Raw genomic sequence first — 21,652 nt, forward strand, 5'->3', positions numbered from 1 at the left:
GCTGCTTTCAGGTGCCATCAGACAGGCTCCGCGTGCTCCACCATCAGCTGAACTTTCGTGGTGCCATTGTATTCATTCGCATCAAGCCGGAACGCCACCCTCGTGCGTTCGCCCAAGGCGTCCGTATGTCCGAACCAGATGGCATCGAAGCGCACGCCGTTCTTTTCCAGCAGCAGTTTCAAGTGGCGTTCTTTTAAGATGCGCTGGCTGACGACGCGGAATTCATCGCAGAAGACGGGCGGGGCGAAGCCCTGGCCCCACACCTGGCCATCCATCAGCTCGATGAAGGCCGTCGTGTAATACGCGTCTTCCAGCGGGCCGTCCGTCTCCACGACGCGCTCCAGCTGCTGCTGGCTGAGCCAGGCCTGGCCCACGGCTTCGAATGCCTTGGAAAACGCGTCGAAGGCGTCGGCGCGGATGGTCAAGCCCGCCGCCATGGCGTGGCCGCCGAACTTGTCGATCAGGCTGGGCGCCCGTTTCGACACGAGGTCGAGCGCGTCGCGCAAGTGAAAGCCGGGGATCGAGCGGCCCGAACCCTTGATCCAGCCATCGGCGCCGGGCGCGAACGTGATGGTCGGGCGGTAGAATTTTTCTTTCAGGCGCGAGGCCACGATGCCGATCACGCCCTGGTGCCACGACTCATCGAAGACGCTGATGGTGCTGCTGTTGGCCGGCTCGAAGTCATCGAGGTGCAGCAGGGCCGTATCCTGCATTTCCGCTTCGATTTCGCGCCGCTTCAGATTGATGTCGTTCAGTTGCTGTGCCAGCGCCCAGGCGCGGCCTTCGTCGTCCGTGACCAGGCATTCGATGCCCAGTGACATGTCTTGCAGGCGGCCGGCCGCATTCAGGCGCGGCCCCAGGGCAAAGCCCAGGTCGAACGGCGTGGCGCTGCGCGCTTCGCGGCCCGCCACGCGGAACAGGGCTGCCACGCCCGCGTGCATATTGCCCTTGCGCATGCGTTTGAGGCCTTGGGCGACGAGGATGCGGTTATTCGTATCGAGGCGTACCACGTCGGCCACCGTGCCCAGCGCTACCAGGTCGAGCAGATTGTCGAGCTTGGGTTGCGTTTGCGCATCAAAGATGCCTCGCCGGCGCATTTCTGCGCGCAGGGCCAGCAAGACGTAGAACACGACGCCCACGCCCGCCAGATGTTTACTGGGAAAACCGCAGGCGGGCTGGTTCGGGTTGACGATGACGGCCGCGTCAGGCAGGGTGTCGGCCGGCAAATGGTGGTCGGTGACAACGACCTGGATGCCGCGCCGGTTCGCTTCGGCCACGCCGTCGATGCTGGCGATGCCATTGTCGACGGTGATGATGATGTCGGGCGACTTTTCGCGGGCCGTCAGTTCGACGATTTCCGGCGTCAGGCCGTAGCCGTATTCAAAACGGTTGGGCACGATGAAATCGACGTCGGCGCCCATGGCGCGCAAGCCGCGTATGGCCACGGCGCAGGCGGTGGCGCCGTCGCAATCGTAGTCGGCCACGATGACCATGCGTTTCTTGGCCGCAATCGCGTCGGCCAGGAAAACGCCGGCCGCGCCAATGTGCAGCAAGCCGGACGGCGGTATCAAGTCCTTCGCTTCAATCGAGAGTTCTTTCGCGTCGGACAGGCCGCGCGACGCGTACAGCCGGGCCAGCACGGGATGGATGCCGCCCTGGCGCAGCAATTCGGATTCGCGGTAAGGGCAGGGACGGGTGGCGATGCGGGTACGGGTCATGATGCTTTCAACTTGTTCAAGGTAATCGCGCGCCAGAATTTGCGCTGCGCATGCTTGCTGGTGGTGCAATCGAGCCAGGCGTCGCGGTGGCTCAGCACCAGGCGCAGCTGGCCCAGGCGGCCATCTTTTACGGCCGCCAGCAGGGGCGCGAACCAGTCCGCTTCCAGTGCCTGTAACTGCTGCAGCCACATGCCCCATTCCTGAGCCTGCGCCGCTTCGGTCAAGCCGCCCAGCACGACGATCGCATCCTGTTCGCTTGCCAGCACACTGTTTGGACTGGCATCGCGCCGCGCCGGTTCCGCCAGCGCGGCCAGCCAGCCCGGTGCGTCCTTGGTATACAGGCTGGCCGCGCAGCGCGCCGGTGCAGATGCAGATTCCGCCGTGGCCAGGCTGGCGCCCCAGATCCAGAAGGAATTGATGGCTTTCAAGCCCCGCTCTTCGCGCGCCGCATTGACGGAATGTTCGTGCCACAGCATCTGCACTTCGTTTTGCAGGCGGCGCGCGGCGCGCGCATGCTCGCCTTCCGGCATCCACACGGACAGGTCTTGCGTGGTGGCGGCGTCCGGCGTGGCGCACTGCAAGTCGCTCCAGCCATCGGCGCGCATGAACCAGGTGCCCGCGTCGCCATACGACAGGGGCTGGCCGATTTCGTCGAAATACGGGCGAGCCGTGTCGAACAAGGTGCGGCCATCGGACTCGCTCAGCTTGAGCTGGCGCAAGTCTTCCAGGCTGATATGGCTGCGGGCGATGGCCAGGTGGGCCGGATGCAGCAGGAAGTAGCGCGCGCCCGGTTCCGGTACGAAGCCGTAGCCGCGCATGGCCTGGGCCGCAAAGGCCGCCTGCGCCGCCTCGCCGTTGGGCGCGGGCGACAGGGTCAAGGCATGCGCCAGCCACGCTTCGTGCGGCAGCAGGCGGTTGGCGTTGTCAAAAGTTTCTAAATTGCAATTGGAGGTGCGCGACAGCAGGGCCGCCAGCGCGGGCGCCTGCAAGACCTTGAGCAGGTCGGCAGCCAGTTCGGCATTGGGCAAGGCGAAGGGCAGGACGAGGGTAAGTTGATTCATCCCGAGATTGTAGGCGATTGTGGCGCTGGGGGAGTAGTCCCCGTGGTTTTCCCCTTGGCCGCGCGTGCAGCAAAAATGGCGCCACGGTGATGTGTTTCGCGCATGAAATACCATTTGTGTGGCACACTGCGCGCTCGCATATCATCGTTGTCGCGGGAGCGCATGAGCATCATCAAACAATTTCCTTTCGAGTGGCAGGTCGGCGTGCGCTATACGCGCGCCGGGAAACGCAGTGGCCGCAACAGCTTCATTTCCTTCATTTCCCTCATTTCCGTGGCCGGCATCGGCCTGGGCGTAGCCGCCCTGATTGTCGTCCTCTCCGTCATGAACGGCTTCCAGAAGGAAGTCACGGACCGTTTGATGTCGGTGCTGGCCCACGTCGAGGTGTTCGATACGAGCGGCTCGATGCCGAACTGGCAGGCGCAGGAGCGCGCCGCCTACGCCAACCCGCAAGTGAAAGCCGTGTCGCCGTTCGTGGAAACGCAGGGCATGCTGCTCAACGACGAAACCATGCGCCCGTCCGTCGTGCGCGGCGTGCTGCCGCAGCAGGAAGCCACCGTCTCCAGCGTGGCGAGCCAGATGAAGCAGGGCAGTTTCAAGGACCTCACGCCAGGCTCGTACAACATCGTGCTGGGCATCGACCTGGCCAAGGCGCTCGACGTGAAAGTGGGGCAGAACGTCACATTGATGCTGGAACGCGAGCCAAGGGCGGGCGACCCGGCCAATGGCATCGTCATGCCGCGCATGCGCGCGCTGAAGGTATCTGGCATCTTCGAGGCAGGCCATAATGAACTCGATGGCAGCCTGGCCTTCGTCAACATGCAGGACGCCGAGCAGCTGCTGCAGCTCGACGGCCCGTCCGGCCTGCGTCTGCGCCTGCATGACATGAACCAGGCGCCGCAGGTGGCGCGCGAACTCAAGGCATCGATGCCGGGCCAGCTGTGGATGCGCGACTGGTCGCGCGCCAGTGCCAGCTGGTATGCGCTGGTGCAAAGCCAGAAGAACATGATGTTCATCATCCTCAGCATGATCATCGCCGTGGCCGCGTTCAACCTCGTCTCGACCCTGGTGATGTCGGTCACCGACAAGCAGGCCGACATCGCCATTCTGCGCACCCTGGGCGCCTCGCCGCTCTCCATCATGAAGATTTTCATGATCCAGGGCGCGCTGGTCGGCTTGCTGGGGAGTGCCCTGGGCGTGATCGGCGGCGTCGTGCTGGCGCTGAACGTGGGTGTCATCGTGCCCTTCATCGAAGGCATCTTCGGCCTGCACTTCATCTCCAAGGAAATCTACCAGATCAGCGCCGTGCCGTCCGACGTGCATTGGCTGGACGTGGCGCAGATCGGCCTGATCGCCTTTGGCCTGGCGCTGGTGGCGACCATCTACCCGAGCTGGCGCGCCGCGCGTGTCAAGCCGGCCGAGGCGCTGCGCTACGAATAACACATCAAGAAACGATAAAGACCGCCTGCATAATGAGTATTTTCAAGAATTTGCCCTTCGAATGGCTGGTCGGCTTGCGCTACACGCGGGCCGGCAAGCGCAGTGGCCGCAACAGTTTTATCTCCTTCATCTCCCTCATTTCCATGGCCGGCATCGGCCTGGGCGTGGCGGCACTGATTGTCGTGCTGTCCGTGATGAACGGCTTCCAGAAGGAAGTGACGGACCGCATGCTGTCCGTGCTGGCCCACGTGGAAGTGTTCGACAACAGCGGCAGCATGCCGGACTGGCGCGCCGAAGCGGCGCAGGCCTTTAAAAATCCGGCCGTCAAAGGCGCCGCGCCGTTTGTGGAAACGCAAGGCATGCTGCTGCGCGACGATGCGCTGCGTCCCGCCATCGTGCGCGGCGTGCTGCCCGAGGAAGAGCCGAATGTCTCCGACGTGGCCGGCCAGACGCGCATGGGCAGCTTCAAGGCGCTGCAGCCGGGCACCTTCAATATTGTGCTGGGCATCGAGCTGGCGCGCGCCCTGCGCGTCAACCTCGGTGAAAAAGTTACCTTGATGCTGGCCCAGGGCCAGGTCACGCCGGCCGGCGTGCTGCCGCGCATGCGCAGCTTTACCGTCAGCGGCATTTTCCAGGCGGGCCACAATGAATTCGACGCCGGTTTGGCCTTCATCAATATCGAGGACGGCCAGCGCCTGCTGCGCCTTGACGGCCCATCGGGCCTGCGTTTGCGCCTGGCCGACATGAACCAGGCGCCGCAAGTGGCGGCGGAACTGAAAAAAACCATGCCGGGCGACCTGTGGCTGCGCGACTGGTCGAAGCTGAACGCCAACTGGTTCGCCGCCGTGCAGACGGAAAAGCGCATGATGTTCATCATCCTGACCCTGATCATCGCGGTGGCCGCCTTCAACCTCGTGTCGACCCTGGTGATGACGGTGACGGACAAGCAGGCCGATATCGCGATTTTGCGCACCTTGGGCGCCTCGCCCCGTTCCATCATGAAGATCTTCATGATCCAGGGCGCACTGGTGGGCATCCTGGGCACGATTTTGGGAGTCGGCGGCGGCGTGCTGGTGGCGATGAATATCGACGTCATCGTGCCTTTCATCGAGCATTTGCTGGGGGTGCAGTTCCTCTCCAAGGACATCTATTTCATCAGCACCGTGCCGTCCGACCTGCGCTGGCCCGACGTCACCAAGATCGGCGTGCTGGCCGTGATCCTCGCCTTTTTGGCGACCCTGTACCCAAGCTGGTGGGCTGCCCGCGTGAAACCTGCGGAAGCCCTGCGCTATGAATAAACCACTGACTATGACCATGACCGATCTGAATAAACCTGCCTCCAATGGCGCTTCCGCCGATACTGCCGTCCTTAGCTGCCGTGGCCTGGGCAAGACTTTTACGCAGGGCAGCTACAAGGTGCAGGTCCTGGCCGGCATCGACATCGACGTCCACCGCGGCGAGCGCGTCGCCATCGTCGGTGCCTCCGGCTCGGGCAAGTCGACCCTGCTGCACCTGCTGGGCGGCCTCGATACGCCCACCAGCGGCAAGGTCACCCTGCTGGGCAAGGACTTCGCCACCCTCAGCGAAAAGGCGCGCGGCGACTTGCGCAACGCCTCGCTGGGCTTCGTCTACCAGTTTCACCACCTGCTGCCCGAGTTTTCCGCGCTGGACAACGTCGCCATGCCGCTGATGATACGGCGCATGAAGCGCGCGCCAGCCACCGAGCTGGCGCAGCAGATCCTCACGCGCGTAAATCTGGCCAAGCGGGTTACGCACACGCCGGGCGAATTGTCGGGCGGCGAGCGTCAGCGCGTGGCCCTGGCCCGCGCCCTCGTCACGCAGCCGGCCTGCGTGCTGGCCGATGAACCGACGGGCAACCTCGATCACGCCACGGCCGAACAGATTTTCGACCTGATGCTGGAATTGTCGCGCACCCTGGGCACGGCTTTCGTCATCGTCACGCACGATATCGAACTGGCCAAGCGCTGCGACCGCGTGCTGCGCCTGACGGACGAAGGGCTGCAGCCGTACCAATATTAAGGAACCGCCATGCTGTGGATCGACACGCACTGCCACCTCGACGCGCATGAATTCGGCAGCGAATCGCTGCAGGTGGCGGCACGCGCCGAGCAGGAGGGCGTGGGCATGATCGTCATTCCCGCCGTCGAACGGGCCAATTTCGCCATCGTGCGCGATCTGGCGGCAACGGCGCCCAACGCCTGTTATGCCCTTGGCATACACCCGATCTACGTGCCGCACGCCACGGAAGACGAATTGATCGCCCTGCGCGAAGCCGTGGCGCTGGCCATGGACGACCCGCGTTTTGTTGCCATCGGCGAGATCGGCCTCGATTTCTTCCTCCCCATGCTGTGCGAACCTGCCATGCGCGCCAAACAGGAGCATTTCTTGCGCGAGCAGCTGAAGATCGCCCGCGACTTCGATTTGCCCGTGCTGACCCACGTGCGCCGCTCGCAGGACATCGTCCTCAAGCACGCGCGCCAGATCCGCCCGAACGGCGGCATCGCGCATGCGTTCAATGGCAGCTTCCAGCAGGCGCAAGGCTATATCGATCTCGGTTTCAAGCTGGGGTTTGGCGGCGCCATGACGTTTACCCGCGCCTTGCAGATACGCCGCATGGCCACGGACCTGCCTTTCGACGCCATCGTGCTGGAGACGGATGCGCCCGACATTTCCCCTGCCTGGATACACCCTGGCCGCAACAGTCCCGAAGAATTGCCGCGCATCGGCGCCGTGCTGGCCGGGTTGCGCGGCCTTGATATTGCGCAAGTAGCAGCTGCCACCAGCGCCAATGCGCGCGCCGTGATGCCCCGATTACCCCTGATGGAGTGAGACCATGAACAAGAAAATGCTTGCGGGCGCCCTGGCAGCCTGCCTTGCCGGCGCGTTTGCGCCCGCCATGGCGGCGACGGCCAGCGCTCAGTGCGACGGCTTGCCCCGTCTCGACGTCACCACGCCGCCCGGCTTTTGCGTGGCCGTGCTGGCCGACGGCCTGAAATTCCCACGGGGCGTGCTGCCGCTGACGAATGGCGACATTCTCGTCACGGACATGGCGGGATGGGCGCCGAAGCAGGGCAAACTATGGCTGTTGCAGCCGAAGGCGGCCGGCGCCGGCTATGAGCGCAAGCTGCTGCTCGACAAGCTCGATCGTCCGAACGGCATCGTGCAGGGACCGGACGGCATGGTCTACGTGGGCGAAGTGGGACGTATTTTCCGCTTCGACTTGCGCGACACCACGCGCACGCTGACCGACGTGATCGGCGGCACGGCCAAGACGCCGCGCCTGCCGGGCCTCGGTTTGCACCTGTTGACGAACATGCGTTTCAGCCCCAAGGGCGACCTGTATGTGAACGTGGGCTCGAGCACCGACCATTGCGAGAACGATGGCAAGGCGCCCGATCCGGCCAAGGCCTGTCCTTCGGCTGAAGGCCCGGAAGCGCTGGGCGCCATCCGCGAATACACGATGGCGTGGCCGGCCGGCACGGTGACGAGCTGGCGCACGCATGCGCGCGGCTTGCGCAATTCGATGGCGCTGGCCTTCCACCCTGCGACGGGCGAGCTGTGGCAGGCGGAAAACTCGCGCGACGCCATCCAGGCGGCCATGCCGCAACTGAAAAGCGACGAAAACCTGCCGCACGAAGAACTCAATCTGATCAAGGCCGACCGGCACTATGGCTGGCCGTACTGCTACGACGATAACGTCGCCAGCCCTGAATATCCGAAGACGGCATGCGACGCCCAATATGCGGCGCCGCAGCGTCTGTTGCCCGGCCATGCCGCGCCGCTGGGCATGACCTTTTATACGGCCAGCCGCTACCCGGCGTTGTACAAGAATAGCCTGATTATCGGCTACCACGGCTACCGCAGCAACGGCCACCGCCTGGTCGCCCTGTTGCCCGACAAGGCCGGCGCGCCGCTGGGCAAGTCCGTCGACTTGATCAGCAACTGGGAACGCAAGGGCAAGCAGGGCAGGGGCGCGCCCGTCGACGTGAAACAGGGGCAGGATGGCGATATCTATATGGCCGATGATCACAATGGGCTGGTGCTGAAACTGCATTATGCGGCGGCCAAGCCCTAATGCATATCGCTTGACCTCGCTCAGTGCGGGTTTGCCGCATCCTTCTACAATCGGCCTGAGGTTCCCTGTCGACCAGGGGCAACGGGAGGCTGACGTGAAACCTGCATTCATCAAGCTGCGTGAAAATTACGCGAGCGTGGCCGCCGTCGATCAGGCGGCCCTGTTCCGCGAAATCGGCTGGGAAGACTTGATCGGCAAGGACAGCTTTGCCAATACCTGCGCCATCCGCGTCAGCCTGGCCCTGATCAAGGCCGGCGTCCAGGTCAAAGGCCGCATGGCGATTCGCAAGGGGCCATTCAAGGGCGCGCTGATCGAGCCGGGACAGGCCAAGCTGGCGCACATGCTGGCCAGCCCGTCGATGTTCGGCGCGCCCGAAAAATTCAGCCGCGATGCGGCCATGGCCGGCATCGGCCAGCGCCAGGGCCTGGTCGCCTTCTTCCGCATCCCCGGCTACCTGGGCGGCGCGGGCGGCCATATCGACCTCCTGCTGCCATCCATCGGCGTCAAGGTGTGCGGCACCGAATGCTACTGGGATTGTGGCGAGGTCTGGTTCTGGCCACTCGGTTGACGCTTGCTTTTTACGCTTATTTGAACTTCTTCGAGCGTCCGCGCGACGCCGCATTGTGCGCGCGCAGGATGGAATCGACCCGCTCGGACGCGTCGCGCGACAGATTTTGCGCCACGGCGATATCGGGGAAGAATTCGGGCAGGCGGTAGCTGAGCCACGCATACGCCGAGTAGTAGCGGCAGGTGTCTTCCACCTGCTGCAAATTCTGCGTGCCGCCGCCGTACGCGTGCTGGCGCAAGGTGCTCGTTTTTCCCTGCGACAGATTCCTCGCCCAGTGTTCCCACGCCGTTTGCAGCGAGGGCACCTTGCTCGATATCGGCACCAGCGACAGGGTGAACTTGTCTGCCACGGACAGGGGCAGGGTGTCGAGCCAGACGGCGCGCTCCTTCTGGTCTTCCGTGATGCGGGGGAAGAAGAAGCCGTCCGGCACGTCGATATTGTGGATGAAGCGGCGCAGCAGTTTTGACAGCAACAGTTCGCCCGTCACCGACGAAATGCGGTGCAGATGTTCAAGCGAGGGCGCCACGGCAAAGCCGCTGGTGTTCAGCGGATGCAGCTTTTCCTTCAGCAGGGCGCGCATCACTTCATGCGTCTCGTTGTCGTAGCCTGCCACCAGGCCCTCTTCATGCACGCCGTAGCGGCCCGCGCGGCCGGCGATCTGGCGCGCCAGCGCGGCTGAAATCTCTTCCTCTTCCCGGCCATTGTATTTGACGCAGGTAGTCATGACGATGCGCGCGATCGGCATGTTCAGGCCCATCGCCAGCGCATCCGTGCCGACGACGATATCGGCCGTGCCGTCGCGGAAGCGTTGCGCCTGCGCGCGCCGCACTTCGGGCGACAGGTTGCCGTAGACGGTGGCCACCGACAGGCCCGTTTCCGTGATCATGTCGCGCCACATCAGCACTTCGCGGCGCGAAAAGGCGATGACGGCGTCACCGCGGCGCAGGTTGCGCACCTTGCGCACGGCGCTCGGTTCCATCGACAGGGGCGCCATGCGTTTTAATACATGCACGACCAAAGGGCAGTCGAGGCGCTCGGCCAGCGCCTCGATGGCGTGCCGCGCTTCGGGCGCCCCTACCAGGTAGACGGTGTGGGCGGGCGCGCCGCAGACGGCCGCCGTCCACGCGGCGCCCCGGTCCGGGTCGGCCAGCATCTGGATTTCATCGATGACGGCCACCTCGACGACGGTTTTCGTGTCCAGCATTTCCACCGTGCTGGCCACGTGCGTGGCGCCGTCGACGACCCGGCGCTCCTCGCCCGTGATCAGGCTCACGGCCAGCGGCTTGCCGTGCGGCGCGGCTTCCTGCAGGCGTTCGTAGTTTTCCAGGGCCAGCAGGCGCAGGGGCGCCAGGTAGATGCCGCTTTTCGCCTTGACCAGCGCTTCCATGGCGCGGTGCGTCTTGCCGGAATTGGTCGGACCCAAGAGGGCGATGAAGCGGCGCGGCAGGCGGCGTGCCATTTCGAACGAGGCCGGATACTCGGCCAGGTTGATGCTCTGGCGCGTGCGCGCCGCATGCTGTTCTTCCTGCTGGCGCTCGATGGCGTGATTGAAGCGCTGGCGGATGCGGTCGAACACCATGCCGGCCGGCTCGGACGTCTGCATGTCGGCCAGCGTGTGCAGGAAAACCATCGGGTCCGTGTCCACATCCTCGCTCAAGCCCGCGATATCGGCGACGAAATCGATCACGTGCTGGCGCAGTTCATCGAACACGGCCGCGCTGGCCCGTTCGCGCACCAGGGCCAGCTTGGTCTCGCGGTCCATCTTGCGCCACTTGGCCGGCCGTGCCAGCACGCCCTGGCTTGGTACCAGCGCATATGGCACCACGAGATGGCCAGCCTTGACCACGCCGGAAAAGCGCACGAAGACGCGGCCTTCCATTTTCACCAGGCGGATATGCTCGGCCAGTTCCCCCAGTTCCGCGACCAGGGTGGCGTCGTTATTGTCTTCGCTGCTGTCGGAAATGTCGGTGGAAGTATCGGGGGGAAGTGCGGAGGAAGTCATGTCGTGCCTGGGTGTTGAAGTAAGCGAGGCCGATTATACCGTCGATGGGGGCGGGCGGTGGTGGGTGGCATTGCCACTTGCGTGTTCAGGCGGCACGCGCGCACACCAGGCGCAGGCCCCAGCCCGTGGCGATCTTGCCATCGCTGCCTTGCAGATATGCCACGGCATCCATGAACGCGCCGCGCAGGCGCTGCCTGCCGCCGTCGTCCAGGCGGTCGATGTCGTAGGTGTCCAGCAGGGCGGCCCACAGTTCGCCCGGCGTGGGCGTCCATGGGACGTCGATGTCGTCAAATTCAACATCTGCGAAACTGCCATCGAGCAGTTCCCTCCAGCCGGCTTCCGACCCCGTGCGGCGGTCGCCGAAGCGCAGCGGCGGCAGCTCGGTGCTGGCGATCGGTTTGAACACGCGCATGAAAACGTCGTTCACTTCACCCAGCAAGAACGTCCGGCCGACGATGGCCGCGAACTGGCCAGCGGGACGCAGCACGCGGCGCATTTCGCGCATGACTTGCTCGATGTCGTCCATCAGCATCAGCGCCATGTGCGAGACGAGACAATCGATACTGGCCGATGGTACGTCGAGCGCCTGGCCGCGGCCTTGCAGCAGTTGCACGGACGGGGGCAGGGCTGCGCGCGCGACGGCAAGTTCCGCCTGGCTCATGTCGACGCCGAGCAGTTGCAGCTGCCGTCTGGCTGCCAGCAAGCCCAGCAGATAGCCGTCGCCGCAGGCCAGGTCGAGCACAGTCAATGGCGTATCCACAGCCGGTACCAGGCTGGTCAGCACATGGTAGGACGAGGCCCAAGTGCCTGCGGGGGAATTGGCCGGCAGATGGGCAAACGCGGCGCTGGTCACGCTCACTTGTCTTTGATGAAAGTCCTGCAAATAGGTTTCTGCCGCAGTCAGTGGGGTCATGCAGGATCCGCAAAGTCGTGGCGCCTGGGCGCCGGATGGTCATCTTAGCATGCGGAAAGTTTCGCCAGCGGTGCTGCCGAATGGCATGCCTGAGCTTTCTTATTCAAGGCACCACTGCGCCAGATCAGAGGGCAAGGCGTGGAAAGCGATCATAGTAGCTGAGCCCCTTTCGCAGCGAGCGATGATTCTGCCTTGATCCTGCCTTCTCATGCGCACCCTGATACTCGGCTTTGCCGCTGGCGCCGCCTGGTTGCAGACGCAGGCAAGCTTGCCGCTGTACGCGGGCGTGCTGCTGTCGGTGATCGCCGGCATAGGGTTGACGGCGAGTCTGGTGCTGAGCCGTCAAGCGCGCTGGCGTTCCGGGTTGCATGCCGCTGTTGCGCTTGCCGCAGGCGCGGGCCTCGGCTTTTATTGGGCCGCATGGCTGGCCCAGGCCGCCATGGCGCCGCAACTGGCGCTGGCTGATGAAGGCCAGGACATTGTTGTCACGGGTACGGTAGCCAGCCTGCCGTACCGCTTCGAGCAGGGCGTGCGCTTCAATTTTGCCGTGGAAAAGGCTGTTGGGGCGAAGGTGCCGCCCTTGATCGCCCTGTCTTGGTACGCAGGTTTTCGTGATGAAGTGACGAACGATGTCGGCGACGTGCAGCCGGGCGAGCGCTGGCGCCTCACGGTGCGGCTGCAGCGTCCGCACGGCAACGCCAATCCCATGGGTTTTGACTATGAAGCGTGGCTGCTGGAGCAGGGCGTGCGCGCCACGGGCTATGTGCGGCCGCAGCCGCGCGCCGATACGCCGAACGTGCGCCTTGCCGCCTTCGTGCCCGGCTTCGGCAACGTGGTGGAAGCCAGCCGCGCGGCCCTGCGCGCGCGCATCTTGCGCAGCCTGGAAGACAGGCAGTATGCGGGCGTGATCGTGGCGCTGGTGGTCGGCGATCAGCGCGCCATTCCCCAGTCGGATTGGCAAGTGTTCAACCGCACGGGCGTGAGCCATCTGATTTCGATTTCAGGCTTGCACATCACCATGATCGCGGGACTGTTCGCCCTGGGCGCAGGCGCGCTGTGGCGCCGCTCGTTTTTCACGGACCGGCAACTGCCACTGCGGCTGCCGGCGCAAAAGGTGGCGGCCCTGGCCGGCGCGCTGGCGGCATTTGCCTATGTGCTGCTGGCCGGCTTTGGCGTGCCCGCGCAGCGCACCTTGTATATGTTGCTGGTGGTGGCGCTGGCCCTGTGGCTGGGACGCATCACCAGCATCGTGCATATCCTGTGCCTGGCGCTGGGCGTGGTGGTGCTGCTCGACCCGTGGGCCGTGCTGTGGCCCGGTTTCTGGCTGTCGTTCGGCGCCGTCGCCACCATGCTGTACGCGACAGCGGGTCGTATCACGGCGCCCATTCCGCTGCAGGCCGGCCGCTGGCGCCGTTTGCGCGCGGCCGTGGCGCTGGGCGCGCATACGCAGTATGTGGTCACGGTAGGGCTGGTGCCGTTGACGATGCTGCTGTTCTCGCAAGTGTCGCTGGTGTCTCCCGTCGCCAATGCGCTGGCCATCCCCATCATCAGCCTGGTCGTCACGCCCTTGTCCCTGGCTGGCAGCCTGCTGCCGGCGCCCCTGTCCGATGGGTTGCTGCTGCTGGCGCATGCCATCGTGCAGATGCTGGCGCAGGTGCTCGAATGGCTGGGCGCGCGCCGCTTTGCCGTGTGGACGGCGCCCGCGCCGCCAATGTGGAGTTTTTGCTGGGGATTGTTTGGCACGGCATGGCTGCTGGCGCCACGCGGATGGCCGCACCGCTGGGCGGGCATGCTGGGCTGGCTGCCGCTGCTGACGGCCTTGCCGTCCAGTCCGCCACAGGGCCACATGTGGATCACGGCCTTTGACGTGGGACAAGGCATGGCCGTGCTGGTGGAAACGCATGGCCACCGCCTGCTGTACGACACGGGCCCCGCCTACAGCCTCGATTCCGATGGCGCCAGCAGGGTCATCGTGCCTTACCTGCGTACACGCGGCATCGCCAAACTCGATGGCGTGATCATTTCTCACAGCGACCTCGATCACGCGGGTGGCGCCGTGTCGCTGCTGGAAAACGTGCAAGTGGGCTGGCTGGCCTCGTCCCTGTTCGAAGGCCACCCGGCCGTCGAGGCGCGGCGGGAGTTGCACAGACCCTATCTGCACTGCATGGCGGGCCAGAGCTGGACCTGGGAAGGCGTGCACTTCGCCATGTTGCACCCTTTGCCCGCCAGTCACATGGACATCGCCCTGAAACCGAACGCCCGCAGCTGCACCGTGAAAATCAAGGCAGGGAAACATTCAATCTTGCTGGCCGGCGACATCGAGGCGGCGCAAGAGGCGCAATTGCTGGCGCGCTCCGCTGAAGGCGAACTGGCCGCCGACGTGCTGCTGGCACCGCATCACGGCAGTGGGACGTCTTCCACGCAGGCATTTTTGAACGCCGTCCATCCGACCCTGGCGATTTTTCAGGTCGGGCACAGGAATCGCTATAAACACCCGAAGGCGCAAGTGTATGCGCGCTATGGCGACATGGGGATTGCGCGGTTGCGCACGGATGTGGAAGGGGCGGTAGTGCTGGATTTTGGCGAAAATATCGATGTGACGCGGTATCGTGCCAACCGGCCGCGCTACTGGCATGGGCGCTAGCGCTTTCATGCTAGGCTGCAGGTACATCGTTCCAGGAGTCCAGGGTGAGTCATTCCAGTCACGCTTATCTTGTCAGCACGGCCCAAGCCGCTGACATCGACACCATCACAGCCTTGCTGCAAGCCAATTCCCCCTCGCAGGGCGGCAGCCTGACGGGCGAGTTTTCACGCGACAAGGTGGCCAGCATGGCGGATGGCGCGTCGCCCGTGATCGTGGCGCGGCGCACAGCGGACGGACCTGTTGTTGGCGTACTGTTCATCCGGCGCGACAATATCGGCTCGCTGCGCGCGCATGAACGGCTGGGCATGCGCGAGGTGGCCGCCTTTGTCTTCGACGGGGCGCAGTTCGCCGTGTACAGCGATGCTATCGTCGCGTCATAGTTGCTAAATGACTCGTTCATCGGGTATCTCCAGCCCCCGCTGCCGCACATATTCCAGAAACAGCCGCGCTCCCTTGGCCATCCTCGACGTGCCGTAAACGGCATGGATGCTGGGGTCGAGTTCCTTCGATGAAGTGAGCCGATACGCTGTGCAGACCCGGCGCAGGGTGCCTGCGGCTACGGCGGGCTCGGCCAGCCAGCTGGCCAGGCGCACGATGCCGGCGCCTTCCAGGGCCGCCTGGAACGTGGCGATGCCGGAGGTGAAGCGGAAGCGCGGTTGCACCTGGTAGCGCACGTTGCGTTCGCTGGAAACGAAATGCCAGTCGCGCAGGATGCGGGGGGCCGAGTGCATGATGATGTCGTGGCCGGCCAGCTCTTCCGGTTCCTCGGGCGCGCCCATGCGCTCGATATAGCCGGGCGAGGCGTACATGTAGCGGCGGTAATTCCACAGTGGGTAGCCGATCAGCTCGCTCGACTGAGGGAAGGCGCCGCGGATGGCGAAGTCCAGCTTTTCCTGGATGGGGTCGATCGATTTATCCGAAAAATGGATGTCCACCGACACGTTCGGGTAGTCGCGCGAAAACTGTGCCACCACTTTCGGCAGAAAGCCCAAGGACAAAATTTCCGGCGCCGAGAGGCGCACCCAGCCTTGCGGCGAGTTGCTCAATTCCGCCAACTGGTCTTCCGCCTCGGCCTGCGTTTCCAGCAAGTGCTTGGCGGACGCGTAATACGTTTCGCCGGCCGTCGTCAGGGTGAACTGCTTTTGCGTGCGCAGGATCAGCTCGGCGCCGATGGCGTCTTCGAGGAACTGGATGGCGCGCGTGACGGCGGACGGCGAGCGTCCCAGCATGCGCGCCGCGTGGATAAAGCTGCGCTTTTCGACTACGGTACAGAAGGCGCGGATCTCCCACATCAGTTTCATCGACATCGGTGACTCCCGGCAAAAGAGGCCAGTAGACCGCATGGGGCGCATTCCGTCAAGCGTTACGCCTGATTGCGTTTTCCGCAATATGAAGTTGCATCCGGAAAAATCCACGGCGCCTATACTGCCGCTGTCGCCCATTCCTCCTTGCCTATCATGCTAACCATCTCGCTGCTGTGTTTATTTGCCTTCTTTGCCGGCCTGATCGATGCCGCCGTAGGCGGGGGTGGGCTGATACAGCTGCCGGCCCTGTTCAACCTGATGCCGAACATGGCCTCGACCTCGTTGCTGGGCACGAATAAACTGGCGTCCGCCTGCGGCACCACGTTTGCCGCCCGTTCCTTCGTTGGCAAGGTGCACATTCCGTGGTTGCTGGTGCTGCCGGCCGTGGCCAGCGCCTTCATCATGTCGTTTATTGGTGCGGCCGCCGTGTCCTACGTGCCGCAGCAGGTGGTGCGCCCGATGGTGCTGGTGTTGATCATCATCATGGCCATCTACACCTTCATCAAGAAGGATTTCGGCACGACGCGCGAAGCGCGCCCCATCGGTCCGCGCGAACGCATCCTCGCCATCGTCATCGGCGGCGCCATCGGCTTTTATGACGGCCTGTTCGGTCCAGGCACGGGCAGTTTCCTGATTTTCCTGTTCATCCGCGTCTTCGGCTTCGATTTCATCCTCGCCTCGGCCTGCTCGAAGCTGGTGAATATCGCCACCAACGTTGCCGCGCTGGCCTTCTTCATTCCCGCCGGCCACGTGGTCTACGCCGTGGCTGCTCCAATGGCTGTGTGCAATATCCTGGGCGCGCTGACGGGCACCTGGATCGCCGTGCGCCGCGGCGCCGCCTTCGTGCGCATCCTCTTCCTCGTGCTGCTGGTGCTGCTGATTGTGAAATTGTCTTACGACATCTTCTTCAAGTAAGTTTTTGAACGACAACAAGCCATGAAAACCATCCAGGGCGTGCTGTGGGACAACGATGGCGTGCTGGTCAACACCGAGCAGCTGTTTTACGAAAGCAACCGCGACTTGCTCTTGCCTTACGGCATAGACCTGACGCCGAAGCAATTTTTTGACTGGTTCCTGGACAATAACTACGGTGCCTGGCATGTGCTGCTGGGGCAGGGCCACGACATCGAGCTGGTCGAACGCCTGCGGGCCGAGCGCACCGTGCTGTTTGCGCAGCGCCTGCGCCAGGCGCGGCAGCTGGCCATGCCCGGCATCGGGCAAGTGCTGGCGGCGCTGCGCCCGCACGTGGCCATGGGCGTGGTCACCAGTGCCTACGAACAGCATTTCCGGATCAGCCATGCGGCCACCGGTTTGCTTGGCCACTTCGACTTCGTGCTGACGCGTGAAATGTATGGCGACAGCAAGCCGGCGCCCGACGGCTACCAGCTGGGCTTGCAGCGGCTGGGCCTGGCCGCCGCCGACTGCGTGGCCGTCGAAGACTCGCCGCGCGGCTTGCGCGCCGCGAATGCGGCCGGACTGGAATGCATCGTCGTGCGCAATCAGATGAACCGTCACCATGCGTTTGACGACGCTTTTTGCGTGGTGGATTCAAACGCCGAGCTGGGCGAGGTATTGGCCTCGTTCGTGCCCGGCATGACGCGGTCGCAGGGACAATTAGAGGCCTTCCTCTGATCCGTCTTGCCGGCATGCCATTACAATTGTTTATCGCATTCACCGGCACAGCCCTACGATGACTCTCCCGCAACTGCATTTTGCCCATGCCAACAGTTATCCTGCCGGCACCTACCGCAAGCTGTTCGGCCTGCTGGGCCAGCACTACACCGTGCAGGCGCTCGACATGCATGCGCACGACCCGAATTATCCCGTCAGCACGGGCTGGCCCGAGCTGGTGCGCGAGTATATCGACGAGCTGGAGCGCCGCTACAGCGCGCCCGTCATCCTCGTCGGCCATTCGCTGGGAGGCATGCTCAGCGTGATGGTGGCCAAGCAGCGGCCCGATCTGGTGCGCTGCGTGGTCTTGCTCGATTCGCCCGTGGTGGCGGGCTGGCGCGCCTTGCTGGTGCGCCTGGCGCGCAACACGGCGCTGGGCGAGCGGTTCTCGCCGTCACGTTTTTCCGCCCGGCGGCGCAAGCTGTGGCCCGATGCGCAAGCCGCGTATGAACATTTCGCTGCCAAGGACATGTTCGCCGTCTGGGCGCCGCAGGTCTTGCGCGACTACATCGACAACGGCCTGGTGCCCCATCCGGAAGGGGTGCAGCTGCGCTTTACGCGCGAAGTGGAAACGCAGGTGTACCGCAGCTTGCCCCATCATATTGGCGGCCTCGTCAAGGATGGCTTTCCCGTGCCCATCGGTTTTATCGGCGGCACGGAATCGGTGGAATGCCGCCAGGCGGGTTTGACGGCCACGCGCAAGCTGGTCGGCAAATTTTTCCGCCAGGTGCCGGGCGGCCATCTGTTTCCCATGGAAAACCCGGAACTGACGGCGCAAGTGGTGCGCGAGATGATCACGGCATTGCTGGCGAAACAATAGCCGATCGCCAAGGATTTTCAGGGGATGGGGGCCAACAGCGGCGGATTTTCGCGTAAAATCCTGCCATCCGGGCCGTGCCTGCAGCAGGCGTGCGGCCCCAGCCATTCCGATATTCTAGAAAGATACCCCTGCGATGACGATTAAAAGCGATAAATGGATACGCCGCATGGCGGAAACAACGGGCATGATCGAGCCGTTCGAGCCGGGCCAGGTCAAGGAACGCGACGGCAACCGCATCGTTTCCTACGGCACCTCCAGCTATGGTTATGACATCCGTTGCGCCGACGAGTTCAAGTTGTTTACCAATATCAACACCACCATCGTCGACCCGAAGGATTTTGACGCGAATAACTTTGTCGACGTATCGGGCAAGGGCTATTGCATCATTCCGCCGAACTCGTTCGCGCTGGCCCGTACGGTCGAGTATTTCCGCATTCCCCGCAATGTGCTGACGATTTGCCTGGGCAAGAGCACCTATGCGCGCTGCGGCATCATCGTCAACGTCACCCCGTTCGAACCGGAATGGGAAGGCTTTGTGACCCTGGAGTTTTCCAACACGACACCGTTGCCGGCAAAAATCTACGCCAACGAAGGCGTGGCGCAAGTGCTGTTCTTCGAATCCGATGAAGTGTGCGAAACGTCGTACAAGGATCGCGGCGGCAAATACCAGGGCCAGGTTGGCGTGACCTTGCCGAAGACCTGATTGCTGGAAGGGCGGGGTGCCAGCCGTCTTTACCTGCCTTTACACCCGCCGCCCTACATCCGTCCCCATGCTTGCCGTTAACCTTGGTATTGAAACACTGAGGAGGCATCATGGTAGCGGCAATCGGTTCAGGCGGCGCAGTCAGCGCGGCCAGTAGCGCCAGTTCGGGCAGCAGTTCGCAGATCGCGGCGCTGCAAAAGCAGATCACGGCGGCGCAAAAACAGTTGACGGAATCGCAGAAGGGCGAGCAGACGGAGGCGTCGCAAAAGCTGCAGCAGCAGCTGGCGCAGCAAATCCAGGCCTTGCAGGCGCAAATTGCCCAGTTGCACGCTGCCGCCGCGCAGGCGCAGCAAGACGCTCAGCCGGCCAGCAGCGCCGATACGGCGACGAGTCCGGCCAAATCGACCTCGTCCACCCTGGGCAGCATCATCGATACGCAGGCGTAACAGTTTATTCGCGCATAAAAAAACGCCAGGCTCGCCGACAGGTCAGCCTGGCGTTTTGACGGGCAACAACATTTCCACGCACAGTCCGCCACCACTGCGCAAGCTGGCACTGATGCGGCCGCCATGGGCGTTGATGACGTGCCGGGCGATGGCCAGGCCCAGGCCGTGGCCATCCGTGCTGTGCTGGGTATTGCTGGCGCGGAAGAACGGTTCAAAAATACGGGCCAGGTCGGCTGAGGCCACACCAGGACCACGGTCCTGCACGGCGATGCGCAGCCATTCCTGCTTGCCATCATGCAGGCGCGACAGTTCCACGTGCACCGTGCCGCCATCGGGACTGTGTTTGACGGCATTGCGCACGACGTTTTCCACGGCGCGCGCCAGCAGTTCCGGCTGACCCGTGACGCTGGCGTCCGCCGTGGCCGCGTCGCCCGCCAAGGCTATGCCCAGCAGGCGCGCCCTCGCTTCATAGCGGGCGTCGTCCACGATGTCGTGCACGAGATCGGCGATGCTGACGTCTTCGCTGTGCGTCTGCCCGGCTCCCGCTTGCACGGCGCCCGCTTCCAGCCGGGACAGGGTCAGCAGTTCACCGATCAGTTTATCCATGCGCTCGCTTTCGCGTTCGATGCGCTGCATCGAGGCGGCCATTTTTTCCGGCTGCTGGTGCGCCAGGCCGATGGCGGCCTGCAAGCGCGCCAGCGGCGAGCGCAGCTCGTGCGACACATCATGCAGCAATCGCGTCTGGCTATCCATGAGGCTGCGCAAGCGGCCCGTCATGCGGTCGAAATCGCGTCCCAGGTCCGTCAATTCATCGCCGCGCTTGCCGCTGGCGTGAAAGCGCGGCGCCAGGTTGCCGTGCGAGGCGGCCTCGAACGCTTGCCGCAGGTCGCGGATGGGGCGCGCAAAATACCAGGCCAGCAGGAAAGAGAACAGCAGGCTGGCGGCGATGGCGGCGGCCAGGGGAATGAAGGTGCGGTAGGGGCTGTCCATGCGCGGGCCGGGCGGCATGCCGCGGCCGAAGTCGCCGCGTGGCGGCGGCGCGCCCGCTTCGTGGGGCCGTGGGCCGGCTCCCATGGCGCGCGGGCCGCTCATGGTGACGGCATTGAGCGTGTCGCGCGCGGCGCCCGCCTCGGCATTGCGGAAACGTTCGGACGAAGGCAGGAACAGCAGGTAGCGCTTGCCATCGCTGCCGGCCGCTTCGCGCACGACGGCATGGGCCTGGCTTTGCTCCAGCATGGCGCGCGCCTTGGCCAGCATGGCGGGATGCACCGTGCGGCCCATCAGTTCTTGCCCTTTGGCATCGACGGCAAACACGCGCATGCGTTCGAGCTTGCCCAGGAATTGCCGCAAGGCCTGGCTGCCGCCCGCTTCCACGGTGGCGCTGGCGGCCTCGATGATCATTTGCGCGGGCGGGCTGGTGTCGATGTCGAGGGCCCGTTCCTGCTGCGCGGCCCGGTTTTTCAGCCAGAAGGTGCCGCCGATGCCGATGGTGGCCGTCACTTGCGCCAGCATGATGCACAGAAAAAACTTCCAGAACAGACGGCCCACGCTTACTCCTTGATCAGCTGGTAGCCGAGACGGTACACGGTCTGCAGGCAGGAGCGGCCATCGGCCAGGCTGCCGAGTTTGCGGCGCAGGCTGCTCAAGTGCACATCGATATTGCGGTCGAAGCGGGCCATGGGCCGGCCTAGGCCCAGTTCCGACAATTGATTCTTGCTCACGGGCTTGCCCGCATGGCGTACCAGCACTTCCAGCAGGTTGAACTCCGTGCTCGTCAGTTCCAGGTGCGCGCCGGCCCAGGCAACGCGGCGCTGTTCTGGCCACATCGTCAGTTGCCCCACGGCCAGCGGCGCCAGCCCCGATGTGTCGTGCGGCGCGGCTTGCGCACGGCGCAGGATGGCGCGGATGCGCGCCGTCAGCTCGCGCGGCGTGCACGGTTTGGTGACGTAATCGTCGGCGCCCAGCTCCAGGCCCACGATGCGGTCCGTATCGTCGCCGCGCGCCGTCAGCATCAGGATGGGCAGGTTGCTGCCGGCGCGGATGCGGCGCAGGGTTTCCAGGCCATTCATGCGCGGCATCATGACGTCGAGGATGGCGATGGCGTACAGGCCCGTCAGCGCCTCAGCCGCGCCGCTTTCACCGTCATGCACGGCGCGGGCGTCAAAACCTTCCTGCGTCAGGTATTCCTGGAACATGCCGACCAGTTCCACGTCGTCATCGATTAACAAAACCTTGCTCATGCCTGTGCTTTTTTCGGGTGAATATC

General features: G+C 64.1%; 20 protein-coding genes. 13 read left to right on the plus strand and 7 right to left on the minus strand.

Annotated features, from left to right (window positions below; translation table 11 throughout):
• Positions 1-17 precede the first annotated feature (17 nt).
• Positions 18-1,718 carry a single-stranded-DNA-specific exonuclease RecJ gene (gene recJ, locus SJI03_RS08475; RefSeq protein ID WP_322426815.1) on the minus strand — a complete coding sequence of 567 codons (1,701 nt, stop codon included), beginning with the start codon at positions 1,716-1,718 and terminating at the stop codon, positions 18-20.
• The gene (locus SJI03_RS08480) at positions 1,715-2,779 is read right to left on the minus strand and encodes a hypothetical protein (RefSeq protein WP_322426816.1); all 1,065 of its coding nucleotides are present in this window, start codon (positions 2,777-2,779) and stop codon (positions 1,715-1,717) included. The genes recJ and SJI03_RS08480 overlap by 4 nt, the downstream gene beginning before the upstream one ends.
• 162 nt (positions 2,780-2,941) lie before the next feature.
• Here SJI03_RS08480 and SJI03_RS08485 point away from each other — a divergent pair, with 162 nt between their 5' ends.
• The 6 genes from SJI03_RS08485 to SJI03_RS08510 all read left to right on the plus strand — a co-directional run bounded on the left by SJI03_RS08485 (position 2,942) and on the right by SJI03_RS08510 (position 8,883).
• Positions 2,942-4,219: a lipoprotein-releasing ABC transporter permease subunit gene (locus SJI03_RS08485; RefSeq protein ID WP_322426817.1), complete on the plus strand. Its 1,278-nt coding sequence runs from the start codon at positions 2,942-2,944 to the stop codon at positions 4,217-4,219.
• Between the two features lie 32 nt (positions 4,220-4,251).
• Positions 4,252-5,517, plus strand: coding sequence for a lipoprotein-releasing ABC transporter permease subunit (locus tag SJI03_RS08490; RefSeq protein ID WP_034788539.1), 1,266 nt, complete (start codon positions 4,252-4,254; stop codon positions 5,515-5,517).
• 16 nt (positions 5,518-5,533) lie between these two features.
• A complete protein-coding gene (gene lolD, locus SJI03_RS08495; RefSeq protein WP_225241616.1) occupies positions 5,534-6,259 on the plus strand; it encodes a lipoprotein-releasing ABC transporter ATP-binding protein LolD in 726 nt (241 codons plus the stop codon).
• 12 nt (positions 6,260-6,271) lie between these two features.
• Positions 6,272-7,069, plus strand: coding sequence for a TatD family hydrolase (locus SJI03_RS08500; RefSeq protein ID WP_322426888.1), 798 nt, complete (start codon positions 6,272-6,274; stop codon positions 7,067-7,069).
• 4 nt (positions 7,070-7,073) lie between these two features.
• Positions 7,074-8,315, plus strand: a complete 1,242-nt coding sequence (locus tag SJI03_RS08505) for a PQQ-dependent sugar dehydrogenase (RefSeq protein ID WP_322426818.1) — start codon at positions 7,074-7,076, stop codon at positions 8,313-8,315.
• Positions 8,316-8,409: 94 nt separating this feature from the next.
• Positions 8,410-8,883, plus strand: a complete 474-nt coding sequence (locus SJI03_RS08510; RefSeq protein ID WP_322426819.1) for a T6SS effector amidase Tae4 family protein — start codon at positions 8,410-8,412, stop codon at positions 8,881-8,883.
• Between the two features lie 16 nt (positions 8,884-8,899).
• Here SJI03_RS08510 and SJI03_RS08515 read toward each other — a convergent pair whose 3' ends face one another.
• Together SJI03_RS08515 and SJI03_RS08520 are read right to left on the minus strand one after the other, a co-directional pair.
• Positions 8,900-10,885 carry a helicase-related protein gene (locus SJI03_RS08515; RefSeq protein WP_322426820.1) on the minus strand — a complete coding sequence of 662 codons (1,986 nt, stop codon included), beginning with the start codon at positions 10,883-10,885 and terminating at the stop codon, positions 8,900-8,902.
• Between the two features lie 85 nt (positions 10,886-10,970).
• Entirely contained in the window at positions 10,971-11,798 is an 828-nt protein-coding gene (locus tag SJI03_RS08520; protein ID WP_322426821.1) for a class I SAM-dependent methyltransferase, read from the minus strand.
• Positions 11,799-12,006: 208 nt separating this feature from the next.
• On the opposite strand from SJI03_RS08520, the gene SJI03_RS08525 reads away from it, so the two are divergent.
• Both SJI03_RS08525 and SJI03_RS08530 read left to right on the plus strand, forming a co-directional pair.
• Positions 12,007-14,442 carry a DNA internalization-related competence protein ComEC/Rec2 gene (locus SJI03_RS08525; protein ID WP_322426822.1) on the plus strand — a complete coding sequence of 812 codons (2,436 nt, stop codon included), beginning with the start codon at positions 12,007-12,009 and terminating at the stop codon, positions 14,440-14,442.
• Between the two features lie 44 nt (positions 14,443-14,486).
• Positions 14,487-14,822 (plus strand): hypothetical protein, encoded by a 336-nt coding sequence (locus tag SJI03_RS08530; RefSeq protein ID WP_322426823.1) that lies wholly within the window; start codon positions 14,487-14,489, stop codon positions 14,820-14,822.
• Between the two features lie 3 nt (positions 14,823-14,825).
• Here SJI03_RS08530 and SJI03_RS08535 read toward each other — a convergent pair whose 3' ends face one another.
• Positions 14,826-15,749: a LysR family transcriptional regulator gene (locus SJI03_RS08535; RefSeq protein WP_322426824.1), complete on the minus strand. Its 924-nt coding sequence runs from the start codon at positions 15,747-15,749 to the stop codon at positions 14,826-14,828.
• Positions 15,750-15,899: 150 nt separating this feature from the next.
• On the opposite strand from SJI03_RS08535, the gene SJI03_RS08540 reads away from it, so the two are divergent.
• From SJI03_RS08540 to SJI03_RS08560, 5 genes are all read left to right on the plus strand, one after another.
• On the plus strand, positions 15,900-16,661 hold the full coding sequence (locus tag SJI03_RS08540; RefSeq protein WP_035819546.1) for a sulfite exporter TauE/SafE family protein: 762 nt from the start codon (positions 15,900-15,902) through the stop codon (positions 16,659-16,661).
• Positions 16,662-16,682: 21 nt separating this feature from the next.
• Entirely contained in the window at positions 16,683-17,378 is a 696-nt protein-coding gene (locus tag SJI03_RS08545) for an HAD family phosphatase (protein WP_322426825.1), read from the plus strand.
• A gap of 58 nt (positions 17,379-17,436) precedes the next feature.
• The gene (locus tag SJI03_RS08550) at positions 17,437-18,237 is read left to right on the plus strand and encodes an alpha/beta hydrolase (protein WP_322426826.1); all 801 of its coding nucleotides are present in this window, start codon (positions 17,437-17,439) and stop codon (positions 18,235-18,237) included.
• A 133-nt stretch (positions 18,238-18,370) separates the two neighbouring features.
• Complete coding sequence (gene dcd, locus SJI03_RS08555; protein ID WP_035819543.1) at positions 18,371-18,940, plus strand: dCTP deaminase; 570 nt, start codon at positions 18,371-18,373, stop codon at positions 18,938-18,940.
• A gap of 110 nt (positions 18,941-19,050) precedes the next feature.
• Positions 19,051-19,386 carry a FlxA-like family protein gene (locus SJI03_RS08560; RefSeq protein WP_322426827.1) on the plus strand — a complete coding sequence of 112 codons (336 nt, stop codon included), beginning with the start codon at positions 19,051-19,053 and terminating at the stop codon, positions 19,384-19,386.
• A 42-nt stretch (positions 19,387-19,428) separates the two neighbouring features.
• Here the strand turns inward: SJI03_RS08560 and SJI03_RS08565 are convergent, their stop codons facing one another.
• Together SJI03_RS08565 and SJI03_RS08570 are read right to left on the minus strand one after the other, a co-directional pair.
• Positions 19,429-20,934: an ATP-binding protein gene (locus SJI03_RS08565; RefSeq protein ID WP_322426828.1), complete on the minus strand. Its 1,506-nt coding sequence runs from the start codon at positions 20,932-20,934 to the stop codon at positions 19,429-19,431.
• Between the two features lie 2 nt (positions 20,935-20,936).
• Positions 20,937-21,626, minus strand: a complete 690-nt coding sequence (locus SJI03_RS08570) for a response regulator transcription factor (RefSeq protein WP_099377446.1) — start codon at positions 21,624-21,626, stop codon at positions 20,937-20,939.
• Positions 21,627-21,652: the final 26 nt, after the last annotated feature.

The sequence above is a fragment of the Janthinobacterium sp. GMG1 genome, assembly GCF_034427795.1.
Taxonomy (GTDB): domain Bacteria; phylum Pseudomonadota; class Gammaproteobacteria; order Burkholderiales; family Burkholderiaceae_D; genus Janthinobacterium.

Excerpts from the sequence above, each read along its gene's own strand:
- recJ (WP_322426815.1), bottom strand. The coding sequence starts at position 1,718 with ATGACCCGTACCCGCATCGCCACCCGTCCCTGCCCTTACCGCGAATCC.
- SJI03_RS08480 (WP_322426816.1), bottom strand. The coding sequence starts at position 2,779 with ATGAATCAACTTACCCTCGTCCTGCCCTTCGCCTTGCCCAATGCCGAA.
- SJI03_RS08485 (WP_322426817.1), top strand. The coding sequence starts at position 2,942 with ATGAGCATCATCAAACAATTTCCTTTCGAGTGGCAGGTCGGCGTGCGC.
- SJI03_RS08490 (WP_034788539.1), top strand. The coding sequence starts at position 4,252 with ATGAGTATTTTCAAGAATTTGCCCTTCGAATGGCTGGTCGGCTTGCGC.
- lolD (WP_225241616.1), top strand. The coding sequence starts at position 5,534 with ATGACCGATCTGAATAAACCTGCCTCCAATGGCGCTTCCGCCGATACT.
- SJI03_RS08505 (WP_322426818.1), top strand. The coding sequence starts at position 7,074 with ATGAACAAGAAAATGCTTGCGGGCGCCCTGGCAGCCTGCCTTGCCGGC.
- SJI03_RS08515 (WP_322426820.1), bottom strand. The coding sequence starts at position 10,885 with ATGACTTCCTCCGCACTTCCCCCCGATACTTCCACCGACATTTCCGAC.
- SJI03_RS08520 (WP_322426821.1), bottom strand. The coding sequence starts at position 11,798 with ATGACCCCACTGACTGCGGCAGAAACCTATTTGCAGGACTTTCATCAA.
- SJI03_RS08525 (WP_322426822.1), top strand. The coding sequence starts at position 12,007 with ATGCGCACCCTGATACTCGGCTTTGCCGCTGGCGCCGCCTGGTTGCAG.
- SJI03_RS08535 (WP_322426824.1), bottom strand. The coding sequence starts at position 15,749 with ATGTCGATGAAACTGATGTGGGAGATCCGCGCCTTCTGTACCGTAGTC.
- SJI03_RS08540 (WP_035819546.1), top strand. The coding sequence starts at position 15,900 with ATGCTAACCATCTCGCTGCTGTGTTTATTTGCCTTCTTTGCCGGCCTG.
- SJI03_RS08545 (WP_322426825.1), top strand. The coding sequence starts at position 16,683 with ATGAAAACCATCCAGGGCGTGCTGTGGGACAACGATGGCGTGCTGGTC.
- SJI03_RS08550 (WP_322426826.1), top strand. The coding sequence starts at position 17,437 with ATGACTCTCCCGCAACTGCATTTTGCCCATGCCAACAGTTATCCTGCC.
- dcd (WP_035819543.1), top strand. The coding sequence starts at position 18,371 with ATGACGATTAAAAGCGATAAATGGATACGCCGCATGGCGGAAACAACG.
- SJI03_RS08560 (WP_322426827.1), top strand. The coding sequence starts at position 19,051 with ATGGTAGCGGCAATCGGTTCAGGCGGCGCAGTCAGCGCGGCCAGTAGC.
- SJI03_RS08570 (WP_099377446.1), bottom strand. The coding sequence starts at position 21,626 with ATGAGCAAGGTTTTGTTAATCGATGACGACGTGGAACTGGTCGGCATG.